The sequence below is a fragment of the Pseudomonas sp. FW306-02-D09B genome (assembly GCF_058782685.1).
In genome coordinates this window covers 324,758-337,652 of the sequence record NZ_JBYSXY010000005.1, presented here as the reverse complement: position 1 = coordinate 337,652, position 12,895 = coordinate 324,758, and the positions used below count along the sequence as shown (strand labels likewise).

Sequence of the window (12,895 nt, the reverse complement as noted above, 5' to 3'; positions counted from 1 at the left end):
CGAACAAGCACGGAGATTATGAGCAGCACAATTGCCGGCAGTGCCCAACTCGATACTTCGAACACCCCTGCGCGGTTGCGGGTCACGGGTGACTGGACGCTTGTCCATTACGCCGACCTCAAACGCCTGAGCAACACTCTCAAAGGTCAGTACGACGACCGAACCCCCATCGACCTCAACGGCCTCGGCGCGCTCGACACCGCCGGCGCCTCGCTGCTGGTCGAGCTGCTCGGCGCCGAGCGCCTCGGCAAGTCCGCCGAGCACCCCGACTGCAGCCTGTCCGCAGCCGACCGCGCGCTGCTGCAAACCGTCTATTGCTCGCTGACTGACTTCTGCATCCCCATCAAAGAGCCCGAAATCAGTGTCGGCATTCAACTGCTGACCCGCATCGGGCGCGCGGTCAATGCGGTCTGGCAGGACACGCTGCAACTGTTGGGGTTTGTCGGGCTGATCCTGGAAACCATCGCTCGCAGCCTGTTTCGCCCCAAACGCTGGCGGATCACGCCGATGGTCGCGCACATCGAACAAACCGGCCTCGACGCCGCACCCATCGTCGCGTTGCTGACCTTCATGGTGGGCGCAGTCGTGGCCTTCCTCGGTGCCACGGTACTCGCCAGTTTTGGTGCGAGCATTTTTACCGTGGACCTGGTGGCATTCTCGTTCCTGCGTGAGTTTGGTGTGCTGCTGACCGCGATCCTGATGGCCGGGCGCACTGCCAGTGCCTTTACCGCACAAATCGGCTCGATGAAGGCCAACGAAGAAATCGACGCGATCCGCACCTTGGGTCTCGATCCGATGGAACTGCTGGTGGTGCCACGGGTGTTGGCGTTGCTGGTGGCGCTGCCGATGCTGACCTTTCTGGCAATGCTCTCGGGGATTGTCGGTGGCGGGGTGGTCTGTGCGATATCGCTGGGCATCTCGCCAGCAATGTTCCTCTCTTTGCTGCAATCGGACATCGGCGTTCAACATTTTCTGGTTGGCATGGTCAAAGCACCGATCTTCGCTTTTTTGATCGCCTCCATTGGTTGTCTGGAAGGCTTCAAGGTCAGTGGCAGCGCTGAATCCGTTGGCGCCCACACCACGTCCAGCGTGGTGCAGTCGATTTTCGTGGTGATCGTGCTCGATGCGGTGGCCGCGTTGTTCTTTATGGAGATGGGCTGGTGAGTCGTTTACCCCGTAGGCCCTGCGAGGCGGTGATCGAAGTTCGTGGGCTGTGCAATCGCTTCGGCCGCCAGAGCGTGCATGAAAACCTCGACCTGGATTTGTACAAGGGCGAGATTCTCGCCGTGGTCGGCGGTTCAGGCAGCGGCAAATCGGTGTTGCTGCGCAGCATCGTTGGCCTGCGCCAGCCCAGCGAAGGCATGGTGAAGGTGTTTGGCAAAAACCTGCCGAGCCTGACGGAGCATGAACGCTCACTGGTCGAGCGGCGCTTCGGCGTGTTGTTTCAGAAGGGTGCGTTGTTCTCTTCGCTGACCGTGACCGAAAACGTCGCCTTGCCCTTGATCGAGCACGCCGGCCTGAGTCGCAACGACGCCGAGCATCTGGCGGCGGTTAAACTGGCCTTGGCTGGCCTGCCGCTGTCGGCTGCCGACAAGTACCCGGCCTCGCTGTCCGGCGGCATGATCAAACGCGCCGCGCTGGCCCGCGCCTTGGCGCTGGACCCGGACATCCTGTTCCTCGATGAGCCGACCGCCGGCCTCGATCCGATCGGCGCCGCGGCGTTCGATCAGTTGATCCTGACGTTGCGTGATGCGTTGGGGCTGAGTGTTTTCCTGGTCACCCACGACCTCGATACGCTGTACACCATCACCGACCGGGTCGCGGTGCTGGCGCAGAAAAAAGTACTGGTGGCCGACGCCATCGACACCGTGTCGGAAACCGACGACGCGTGGATTCACGAATACTTCCACGGCCCACGCGGCCGCGCGGCGCTTTCAGCCGCTTCACAGCTTAACGAGGTATGACATGGAAACCCGAGCCCACCATGTATTGATCGGCCTGTTCACCGTATTGGTGGTGGCCGGTGCATTGCTGTTCGGCCTGTGGCTGGCCAAGTCCAGCGTCGACAGCGAGTTCAAGGATTATGAGGTCGTCTTCAACGAGGCGGTCAGCGGTCTGTCCAAAGGCAGTGCAGTGCAGTACAGCGGGATCAAGGTCGGCGATGTAGTGAGTTTGCGCCTCGACCCCAAAGACCCACGCCGGGTATTGGCGCGGATTCGCCTGGGTGGCGAAACCCCGATCAAGGAAGACACCCAGGCGAAACTGGCGCTGACCGGGATTACCGGCACCTCGATCATCCAGCTCAGCGGGGGTACGCCGCAAAGCCCCGAGCTGCGTGGCAAGGACGGTAATTTGCCGGAGATTGTTGCCTCTCCTTCGCCCATCTCACGATTGCTGAACAACAGTGATGACCTGATCAGCAGCGTCAACCTGTTGCTGCATAGCGCCAACCAGATGATGTCGCCGGAAAACGTCGACCGCTTGGGCAAAACCCTTGAGAACCTGGAGCAAACCACCGGAAGCATTGCCGAGCAGCGCGGGGATCTTAGCCAGGCCATGCAGCAACTGGCCTCGGTAGGCAAACAGGCCAGCGCCACTCTGGAACAGACGTCTGCGCTGATGCGCAACGCCAACGGCATGCTCAACGATCAAGGCAAACAGATGGTCGGCAGTGCCGAGCAAGCCATGAAGTCGCTGGAGCAGAGCAGCGCGACCATCAACAGCTTGCTGACCGACAATCAGGATGCGCTGAATAACGGAATGCAGGGGCTCAACAGCCTGGCCCCGGCCATACGTGAGTTGCGCGACACCCTGAGTTCGTTACGCGCCATCTCTCGTCGCCTGGATTCCAACCCCAGCGGTTACTTGCTGGGCGGAGACAAGGATAAGGAGTTCACGCCATGAAACCCGTCTACCGCGCTTTTGCGCACTGCGCGCTGTTGGCGAGTTTAGCGCTGACCAGTGCCTGCTCGATTTTACCCAAGGCTGACCCGCTGGATGTCTACCGCCTGCCTGCCACGCTGAACGCCGCGTCATCGATGCACGCCAACTCGGTGCTGTGGTCGCTACGTCTGTCTAAACCTCAGGCCAGCGACGTGCTCAACAGTGCAAAAATCGCCGTGATCCCTCAAGGCGATCTGATCAGCAGCTACAAGGCTTCGCGCTGGAGCGATCCTACGCCGATCCTGTTGCGCAATCGGCTGCTCGCCGGGTTTGCCCAGGATGGCCGCGTACAGCGGCTCAGCACCGACGACAGCAACTTGCAGACGGATCTGGAACTGGGCGGGAACCTGCAAGCGTTCCAGACGGAATATCAAGGCAACACCGCGCAAGTGGTCATTAGCCTGGATGCGCTACTGGTGCGTGGCAATGACCAGCGGATCCTCGCCAGCCGCCGCTTCGAAGTGCGCCAGCCATTGAGCGATGTGAAGGTGCCCGCAGTGGTGACCGGGTTTGGTCAGGCCAGTGACACGCTCACGGCGCAGGTGATTGCGTGGACGGTAGAGCAGGGGCAGAAGACTGCGACCATGAAGCCCTGAGCCAGCACCGTACCCGTGGCGAGGGAGCTTGCTCCCGCCGGCCGGTCCGCGCTCGGGCGAAGCAGTCGCAAACCATTGGGCACGGTGTGCCAGACAGAATGTAATCACAGGTTTTAGGGCCGCTACGCGACCCAGCGGGAGCAAGCTCCCTCGCCACAGAGATAGCGGACTACCCAAAGAACCAGTAGCAAACCCCGATCGCCCCCAGCACCCCGGCGAGTTCCGCCAGCAGTGCGCAACCCACGGCATGTCGCGCACGCTGAATGCTCACCGCTCCGAAGTACACCGCCAGCACATAGAACGTGGTTTCGGTACTGCCTTGAATAGTCGCTGCCACCAGCGCCGGGAAGCTGTCGACGCCTTGAGTCTTCATGGTTTCGATCAGCATCGCCCGTGCAGCGCTGCCGGAGAACGGCTTGACCATCGCGGTCGGCAGGGCATCGACGAAACGCGTGTCCCATCCGGCCCACTGCACCAGATGGCGAATCCCGTCCAGACCGAAGTCCAGCGCCCCGGACGCGCGCAATACGCCCACCGCACAGAGCATCGCTACCAGATACGGCAGCAGGTTCTTGGCGACATCGAAGCCTTCTTTGGCACCTTCGACGAACGCTTCGTAGACCTTGACCTTGCGCAGCGCGCCAATCACCAGAAACAGCATGATCATCCCGAACATCGTCAGGTTGCCGAGGATCGATGACAGGCTCGCCAGGGCAGTGGCTGAGAGCGCCGTCAACAGCGCCATGAAGCCACCCAGCAGCAGCGCACCCGGAATCAGATAGGCCAGCACAACCGGGTCCCACAGTCTCAGACGCTGCATGAACGATACCGACAGCAGACCGACGATGGTTGAACAACTGGTCGCCAGCAAAATCGGCAGGAACACCAGCGTCGGGTCGGCCGCACCTTGCTGGGCGCGGTACATGAAGATAGTCACGGGCAGCAGGGTCAGGGACGAGGCGTTAAGCACCAGGAACAGGATTTGTGCATTGCTTGCGACCGTGGTGCTGGGATTGAGCTCCTGCAACGCACGCATCGCCTTGAGACCAATCGGCGTAGCGGCATTGTCGAGCCCCAGGGTGTTGGCAGCAAAGTTGAGGGTGATCAGGCCGATGGCCGGATGACCCGCCGGCACTTCGGGCATCAGGCGCAGGAACAGTGGGCCCAGCGCCTTGGCCAGCCAGTCGACGATCCCGGCTTTTTCAGCGATCCGCAGAAAGCCCAGCCAGAGGGTCAGGGTGCCGAACAGCAACACCATGACGTCGACCGACAGCTTGGCCATGGCGAAGATGCTTTCCACCATCGTCGCGAAGATCCCGGCATTGCCGCCAATCAGCCACTGCGCGAGTGCCGAAACGGCCGCCACGATGAAAAAGCCAAGCCACAGGCCATTGAGCATCAGTCAAATCCCCCAGAAGATGCCGCGAATGATAGCGGGGTGGGCAGAAACGACAAACCCCGGATTTCTCCGGGGTTTGTTTGGCTCTACTTGTAGGAGCGGGGGGCGCCTACAGAGGGCACTGTCAGTTGCGGGAAGCCTCGCCAGCCGGCAGCTTCTCTTTGCTGCGCCAGTGCGGCAGGGAGTTCCAGTAGCGCTGGCCCTTGGCGTCGTCGTACATACCTTCCCAACGGGAGACAACCAGCACAGCCAAGGCGTTGCCGATCACGTTCAGTGCGGTACGGGCCATGTCCATGATGCGGTCGACACCGGCGATGAACGCCAGGCCTTCCAATGGAATCCCGACACTGCCCAGCGTTGCCAGCAGAACCACGAACGACACGCCCGGCACGCCGGCGATACCTTTGGAGGTGACCATCAGCGTCAGTACCAGCAGCAACTGCTGGCTGATCGACAGGTCGATACCGTACAGCTGGGCAATGAAGATCGCCGCGATGCTCTGGTACAGGGTCGAACCGTCGAGGTTGAACGAGTAACCGGTTGGCACCACGAAGCTGCAAATAGCTTTCGGTGCACCGTAGGCTTCCATCTTCTCGATCACGCGCGGCAGCACGGTTTCGGAGCTCGCGGTGGAGTAGGCCAGCACCAGCTCATCCTTGAAGATGCGCATCAGCTTGATCACCGAGAAACCGAACAGGCGAGCAATCAGGCCCAGCACTACGAAGGCGAAGAAGGCGATGGCGACGTAAACCAGGATCACCAGTTTGGCCAGCGGCAGCAGGGACGCGAAACCGAAGTTGGCAACGGTCACTGCGATCAGTGCGAACACGCCGATCGGGGCGTAGTTCATGATCATGTGAGTGACCTTGAACATGCTTTCCGAGACGCCCTGGAACATCTTCACCAGCGGCTCGCGCAGGTCCGATTGCAGGCTCGACAGACCAAGACCGAACAACACCGAGAAGAAGATGATCGGCAGCATCTCGCCACGCGCCATGGCGGCAAAGATGTTCGATGGAATCAGGTTGAGGATGGTTTCGATGAACGCGTGTTCATGCTGAACCTCGGCCGCGGTCGCCTGGTACTTGGAAATATCCACAGTGCCCAGGGTGCTCATGTCGATGCCGGAACCCGGGTGGAACACGTTGGCCAGCACCAGGCCGACCAGAATGGCGATGGTAGTGACGATTTCGAAGTAAATGATGGTCTTGAGACCAATGCGCCCCAGCTTCTTCGCATCACCCACACCGGCAATGCCGACGACCAGCGAGGAGATCACGATAGGGATCACGATCATCTTGATCAGACGGATAAAGATATCGCCCGCCGGTTGCAGGACGTTACTGATCCACCAGGCTTTTTCCGCACTGAAGTGGTTGAGCAACGCACCGATTGCAATGCCCAGTACCAGACCGATGAGGATCTGCCAAGCGAGGCTCAGCTTTGCCTTCTTCATATCATTACCCTTTTCTTATAAATGGACTCGGGAAGATGCACAAACTGGAACGCCCAATGGCGGAAAAGTCTGTGCATCTGCCCCCGGATAAGGTCGCCCGGAGCGCGTAATTACGGCTCTCTGGCAGATAAAAAAGGCGCAACTATTCCGATGCACAGGAGCGACGTCTAATGCCGTAAACGCCTACCCTATGCCGAATCGGCATGAGCTTTTTCAAAGCAAACCGCCGTCCCAACCGGTTCGAATACGACATTTCGGCAGGCATAAGTGCCGTGAACCGGCCATCGTAGAGGGGGTTGATCGTTTTTTGAGCAACGGAATATGGACAAAAACCAAGGAAAAATCCTACGCGCCGTAGTGAATTGTGAGCAGCAATCAGCGCCAAATTTGTCGATATACGGTCACCCGGAAACACTGCGAAATGTTTTGTGAAGAACACCGATGGTTTTTTTGCCGGCCGGAGTAGCGATAAAAATGGTTTGGCAGCTCTAGGTCAATGCTTTGCACATATAAGCGCGCCGCAGATTTGTCACGTCATGAATGACGGTCAAATATGCGGCGCTGCTTGTCCTGACCCGGCCCTTGCGCGGGTACTCCCTGTACCCGTAGGTCACTCCAATTCTGAAGCAATCAGAACGTCCCGGCCCCTTGGCCATGCGCGCACCCTCCTCGGGTGGGCGCAGAGGAAAGAGGTATTGCTGACCTCCTTCTGTTTTTCAAACCCGCTACCCGTTCGGGTCTGTCTTCAAGCAAATGCCCACGATCAGCCTCGACCACGACGGCCAAAGATGAACGAAGCAACAAACATCACCAGGAACACGACAAAGAGAATCTTGGCGATACCCGTGGCGGTGCCCGCGATACCACCGAAGCCCAGTACGGCAGCGACAATGGCAATAATCAAAAATGTAATCGCCCAGCTCAACATGGTGATTCTCCTTACGCTTCTATTTAGAGGTGTTGCTATTCCCGGCACATGAACATCGCGCCGAGCCAGTTACCTAGAACACCCAACGGTCCTGACGCAGCGCCACGGCACCAGGTTCTGCCTGGTCCACACTCATCATTCGCATTGAGGCTGCACCAGCAGGCCGACTGCCTACTGCGCTGAAATGGGTTTGGGTCAAGTGATGAGTCGGCGCAATCGCTGCCTCTGGCTGCTGGCTTTGTTCCCAGCGCAAGAACTGCTGGCCGCCGATCAAGGTGATCAACAAGGCAAACACGGCAAACATCCCTTGCTGGATAGACAGTGGCGAGATACGCAATTGGGCGGCACGTTGGCGATTCATCCGAAACTCCTCCCACACTGGTGGTTATTGGTCAGGGGGGCTTCTTCTTAAAATGCCCCCGACTTAACCAGACCATTGCAGCCTGCATGCCAGCTTCAGAACAGAAATAAACACAACAAAATCAAATAGATATATTGATTAGCAAAGTGCATTCGGACGCATCCTGCACGATGCCCCGCAGAAGATCGTGCGTAATGCACGATCGATTTGCAGGAAATCGAAAATTTTTGGAATGTATGAAGGGATACGGATGTCAGAAAAAGAGACGGGAAAACGTCGAGGCCGTCAGACAAAGAATAAAAACCATTAAAATCATATAGTTATTATAAATCCCGACAGACAACTACCCCATTCTGATGAGAAGCGCCCAGAATAAACCATGCAACTTGCCCGATTTTTCCGAGACTAAATTAAGAGCATTCATTTAAGGAGCGTAGGAAAAATGGAATCCGCCACCGAGCATCAAGGCCGCATTTTGCTGGTAGATGATGAATCCGCCATCCTGCGCACCTTCCGCTACTGCCTGGAAGACGAAGGCTATAGCGTTGCCACCGCCAACAGCGCGGCCCAGGCCGACGCCTTGTTGCAACGGCAGGTCTTCGACCTGTGCTTCCTTGACCTGCGTCTGGGCGAGGACAACGGTCTCGACGTCCTGGCGCAAATGCGTGTGCAGGCGCCCTGGATGCGCGTAGTGATCGTCACCGCACACTCGGCCGTGGACACCGCCGTCGATGCTATCCAGGCCGGCGCCGCCGACTATCTGGTCAAACCTTGCAGCCCTGACCAATTGCGCCTGGCCACCGCCAAACAACTGGAAATGCGCCAGCTCTCGGCACGCCTTGAAGCCCTCGAAGGTGAAGTCCGCAAACCCAACGATGGCCTGGATTCCCACAGCCCGGCGATGAAAGTCGTACTGGAAACCGCCCGCCAGGTCGCCAGCACCGATGCCAATATTCTGATACTCGGCGAATCCGGTACCGGTAAAGGCGAACTGGCCCGGGCCATTCACGGCTGGAGCAAACGCGCGAAGAAATCCTTCATCACCATCAACTGCCCATCATTGACAACCGAGCTGATGGAAAGCGAGCTCTTCGGCCACAGCCGCGGGGCATTTACCGGTGCCAGCGAAAGTACCCTCGGCCGGGTTAATCAGGCCGACGGAGGTACATTGTTTCTTGATGAGATCGGCGATTTTCCGCTGGCCTTGCAGCCCAAACTGCTGCGCTTCATTCAGGACAAGGAATACGAAAGGGTCGGCGACCCGGTGACCCGTCGCGCCGATGTGCGAATCCTCGCCGCCACCAACCTCAATCTTGAAGACATGACTCGCGACGGTCGTTTCCGCGAAGACCTGCTCTACCGGCTGAACGTCATCACCTTGCACCTGCCGCCACTACGCGAACGAACCGAGGACATTCTGGCCCTGGCCGAGCGCTTCCTGGCACGCTTCGTCAAGGAGTACGCGCGGCCGGCTCGTGTCTTCAGCGACGAAGCACGCGAGGCGCTGCTCGGCTATCGCTGGCCAGGCAACATCCGCGAACTGCGTAACGTGGTCGAACGAGCAAGCATCATTTGCCCACAGGAGCGAGTCGAGATCAGCCATTTGGGCATGGCCGAGCAAACCACCAGCAACGCTCCCAGAATCGGAGCGGCGCTAAGCCTGGATGAATTGGAGAAAGCCCACATCGGCGCGGTACTGGCCAGCGCCGGCACCCTCGATCAAGCAGCCAAGACCCTGGGTATCGACGCCTCGACGCTGTACCGCAAACGCAAGCAGTACAACCTGTGAGCAACACCTTATGAAGCTGGCGATGAAGTTGCGCACACGGCTGTTTCTGAGTATCTCGGCACTGATCACCGTGGCGTTGCTCGGCCTGGTACTCGGGCTGGTCAGCGTGATGCAGATAGCCGGTAATCAGGAAGCATTGATCCGCGACAACTTCATCACCCTCGACCTGGAACTCAAGCTGCGCCAGACCCTGGACGATCAGTTGATCAACATGCTCAGCATAAAGCCCGACCTTGAGGCACTGGAATCCTCTGAACGGCGCTACTTCGAGCTGCTGGATCAAGGCATCGAGCATGAAAACAGTTTCAATGGCGAGCATCACGGCTTCGAGCAGGCCCGCACGGACTACCTGTCCTTTCTCAAGGCCTTCAGCCTCACGCAGGAACCGTCCGGCAAGCTCGCCGGCAATCGGGACCTCACCGAAAAGTTCAACGTGCTGCGCAACGGCCTTGTTGCCGAACACAAACAGGCCCTGGACAACATCGACGAGACCCAGCGCAATGCCCGCGAACATGCACTGCTGATTGCCGGTTTGCTCGGACTGGTCGGGTTGGCAGTACTGGCCATCGGCTTCATCACCGCTCACGGCATCGCCCGGCGCTTCGGTGAGCCGATCGAGGCACTCGCCAAGGCCGCGGATAACATCGGCCAGGGTAACTTCGATGTCACCCTGCCGATTTCCCCGGCGGTGGAACTGACCCAGCTCACCCGGCGCTTCGGGATCATGGCCGAAGCCTTGCGCGAGCATCAGGCAACCAATGTCGATGAACTGCTCGCCGGTCAGCAACGCTTGCAAGCCGTGCTCGACAGCATCGATGACGGTTTGCTGATGATTGATCGTCAGGGCCAACTGGAGCACCTTAATCCGGTTGCACAGCGTCAATTGGGCTGGGACGAAGGCCGCCTCGGCCAAGGCCTGGGCACCGCACTCCAACGGCCGGAGCTCGATGAACAACTACAAACGGTACTGCGCGGTGGAACGCTGGAGCGTGCGCCTGAAGACCTGAGCATCGAAGTCGATGGCGAGTCGCGGCTGTTGACCTACAGCCTGACGCCGGTCATTCATCCCCAGGGGCATATCCTCGGCGCCGTCATGGTGCTGCACGATGTCACCGAGCAACGGGCCTTTGAACGGGTGCGCAGCGAGTTCGTACTGCGTGCCTCCCATGAGCTGCGTACGCCGGTCACCGGCATGCACATGGCCTTCGGCCTGTTCCGCGAGCGCGCGCACTTTACCGAGGACTCTCGCGAAGCCGACCTGTTGAACACGGTGAATGAGGAAATGCAGCGTTTGATGCAGTTGATCAACGACCTGCTGAACTTCTCGCGTTATCAGAATGGTCTACAAAAACTCACCCTGGCGCCGTGCAACATCGATGACCTGCTGGAGCAGGCACAGGAGCGTTTCGCCGAGCGGGCTAATGAGCAAAGCATCGAGTTGCTGGTGGAAGTGCACACACCACTCCCGCGCCTGCAGGCCGATCAGGCGCAACTCGACCGGGTTCTGGACAACCTGATCGACAACGCGCTACGCCATACCAGCCACCATGGGCAAATACGCTTGCAGGCTCGCCGGCACGGCGAAAGGGTGATCGTCAGCGTCGAGGACAATGGCGAAGGCATCGCTTACGGCCAGCAGGGGCGGATTTTTGAACCCTTCGTTCAAGTCGGGCGCAAGAAGGGCGGCGCCGGGCTCGGTCTGGCACTGTGCAAGGAGATCGTGCAGCTGCACGGTGGTCGCATGGGCGTATATTCCCGGCCGGGACAGGGCACCCAGTTCTATATGGCACTGCCACTCTAACGAGCGATCACGCCTCGTCATCCAACCGCCGTGACGCCAACCGACGGCCTCGGGTGATCAGTTCAATGAACTGCGTCGCGGTCAAGGCATGGGCGAACAACCAGCCTTGGCCGTAATTCACTCCCTCACTGCTCAGCAACGTGGCCTGGGCTTCATGTTCGATACCTTCGGCAATCACCTTGAGCTGCAAGGCATGCGCCATGCGAATGATGTGCGGCGCCACGCCGCTGCTGGCGGCGTCGTGGCCCAGCGCATCAATGAAAGCCTTGTCGATTTTAAGGTAGTCCACTGGCAGGGTTTGCAGGTAAGCCAGGCTGCAATAACCGGTGCCAAAGTCGTCGATCAACACTTGATGCCCGGCATCGCGCAACGCTTGCAGGTTCTCCCGTGCGACCACCACATCGATTAACCCGCGCTCGGTCACCTCAAATGCGATCTGCCGCGCAGCGACCCGGTGCGTGGCCAGCAAGCCTGCCATGACCTGGCCAACCCGCGGCACCATGACGTCGCAGGCCGCCAGGTTGACCGAAATATACAACTGCGGGTTGGCGCGCAGTAACTTACCGAGCTGTTCAAGCAATCGCTGCAACACGAAGTCAGTGATCTGACGGATCTGCCCGGAGTCTTCCGCCATGGGAATAAACAGGTCCGGGCTGGTGAGCGTGCCGTCCGGCCGGCGCCAGCGCAATAAGGCTTCGGCACCGACACAGTGACGGCTCTTGAGATCGAAGATCGGCTGATACAGGACCTGTAACTCCCCCCGCTTGAGGGCTCCCTGCAACTCACCGCCCAACGATTGCCGCTGGCGGGCCATCAAAAACACCAAACCGCCAATGCTCAAGCCCAGCACCAGGCTTGCCGGCACCAACCACCACCACAGCGTGGGCAGGTGCGATGCGGTTCGAGGGCTGATCAACACCAACTGGTACTCGGGATTGTTGGTCGGCATGCGATAGATCAGCCGGGTTTTCGTGACCTGCAACGGTTCACTGCTGAAGGACGACCAAGGGTCGCTGAGTGGCCAGGCTTGTGGTGTGCCGAGTACCGGGATCGCCCGAGCGCCATGATCGACCACCACCAACAGGCTGCTGCCGGGCGTGAGATCAACCATGTCGGTCAAATGCCCTCGGGAGGTAGCGACGCGAAAATTACCGCGTCCCAACATCAGCGCTGCACGGTCTTCATCGGGCTCGGTCGAGGTGTTGAGCCAATAACTGTAGGTCGGCCCTTTGATGTCCGGCGGTCGGATTGCCGAAAGCCCATCCTGCCGCGGTCGGCTCGAACAAAATTGCGTGCTATCGATATAGGCCGCTTCATAGACGAAGCGGTAATTGAAACTGACCTGCTGCAAGGTCGCGATCATGTCTGCATCACAGTTACGCAACGGCTGCGCTTCCAGGTCATCCAGGCCTTCGCGCAGTTGACCGAACAGTTGCTCCAGACGCTCCAGAAAGCGTTCGCCCTGAGCATTCATCTGTTCGCTTTCACGTTGCTGGACCTGCCGCTGCGCCACCCCGAGGCTGCCAGCCAACAGCAAGGCCGCACTCAGCGCAGCCGCTAGTATCGCCAAAGACCAAGGGCGATAGAACCAACTGCGCAGGGTTTCGCCAGCGACTGCCATC

The 12,895-nt window shown here is 59.3% G+C and carries 11 protein-coding genes; 6 read left to right on the top strand and 5 right to left on the bottom strand.

Annotated features, from left to right (window positions below):
• Positions 1 to 18 precede the first annotated feature (18 nt).
• Genes AC3WK5_RS11800 through AC3WK5_RS11785 form a run of 4 tightly spaced genes read left to right on the top strand, consistent with a single transcriptional unit; the run spans position 19 to position 3,539 of the window.
• Complete coding sequence (locus tag AC3WK5_RS11800; protein WP_103314913.1) at positions 19 to 1,164, top strand: ABC transporter permease; 1,146 nt, start codon at positions 19 to 21, stop codon at positions 1,162 to 1,164.
• On the top strand, positions 1,161 to 1,964 hold the full coding sequence (locus AC3WK5_RS11795; RefSeq protein ID WP_103314912.1) for an ABC transporter ATP-binding protein: 804 nt from the start codon (positions 1,161 to 1,163) through the stop codon (positions 1,962 to 1,964). The genes AC3WK5_RS11800 and AC3WK5_RS11795 overlap by 4 nt, the downstream gene beginning before the upstream one ends.
• Position 1,965: 1 nt before the next feature.
• On the top strand, positions 1,966 to 2,904 hold the full coding sequence (locus AC3WK5_RS11790; protein WP_054594961.1) for an MlaD family protein: 939 nt from the start codon (positions 1,966 to 1,968) through the stop codon (positions 2,902 to 2,904).
• A complete protein-coding gene (locus AC3WK5_RS11785; protein ID WP_103314911.1) occupies positions 2,901 to 3,539 on the top strand; it encodes an ABC-type transport auxiliary lipoprotein family protein in 639 nt (212 codons plus the stop codon). Before AC3WK5_RS11790 ends, AC3WK5_RS11785 begins: the two co-directional genes overlap by 4 nt.
• 169 nt (positions 3,540 to 3,708) lie before the next feature.
• Here AC3WK5_RS11785 and AC3WK5_RS11780 read toward each other — a convergent pair whose 3' ends face one another.
• The 4 genes from AC3WK5_RS11780 to AC3WK5_RS11765 form a co-directional block, all read right to left on the bottom strand.
• Entirely contained in the window at positions 3,709 to 4,938 is a 1,230-nt protein-coding gene (locus tag AC3WK5_RS11780; protein WP_054594959.1) for a nucleoside recognition domain-containing protein, read from the bottom strand.
• Positions 4,939 to 5,062: 124 nt separating this feature from the next.
• The gene (gltP, locus tag AC3WK5_RS11775) at positions 5,063 to 6,394 is read right to left on the bottom strand and encodes a glutamate/aspartate:proton symporter GltP (protein WP_054594958.1); all 1,332 of its coding nucleotides are present in this window, start codon (positions 6,392 to 6,394) and stop codon (positions 5,063 to 5,065) included.
• Positions 6,395 to 7,157: 763 nt separating this feature from the next.
• Positions 7,158 to 7,322, bottom strand: coding sequence for a DUF1328 domain-containing protein (locus AC3WK5_RS11770; RefSeq protein ID WP_019694493.1), 165 nt, complete (start codon positions 7,320 to 7,322; stop codon positions 7,158 to 7,160).
• A gap of 73 nt (positions 7,323 to 7,395) precedes the next feature.
• A complete protein-coding gene (locus AC3WK5_RS11765; protein ID WP_054594957.1) occupies positions 7,396 to 7,683 on the bottom strand; it encodes a hypothetical protein in 288 nt (95 codons plus the stop codon).
• A 442-nt stretch (positions 7,684 to 8,125) separates the two neighbouring features.
• On the opposite strand from AC3WK5_RS11765, the gene algB reads away from it, so the two are divergent.
• Positions 8,126 to 9,472 carry a sigma-54-dependent response regulator transcription factor AlgB gene (algB, locus tag AC3WK5_RS11760; RefSeq protein ID WP_054594956.1) on the top strand — a complete coding sequence of 449 codons (1,347 nt, stop codon included), beginning with the start codon at positions 8,126 to 8,128 and terminating at the stop codon, positions 9,470 to 9,472.
• A gap of 10 nt (positions 9,473 to 9,482) precedes the next feature.
• A complete protein-coding gene (locus tag AC3WK5_RS11755) occupies positions 9,483 to 11,273 on the top strand; it encodes an ATP-binding protein (RefSeq protein WP_103314910.1) in 1,791 nt (596 codons plus the stop codon).
• 7 nt (positions 11,274 to 11,280) lie between these two features.
• Here AC3WK5_RS11755 and AC3WK5_RS11750 read toward each other — a convergent pair whose 3' ends face one another.
• Positions 11,281 to 12,894 carry an EAL domain-containing protein gene (locus AC3WK5_RS11750; RefSeq protein WP_054598211.1) on the bottom strand — a complete coding sequence of 538 codons (1,614 nt, stop codon included), beginning with the start codon at positions 12,892 to 12,894 and terminating at the stop codon, positions 11,281 to 11,283.
• Position 12,895 lies beyond the last annotated feature (1 nt).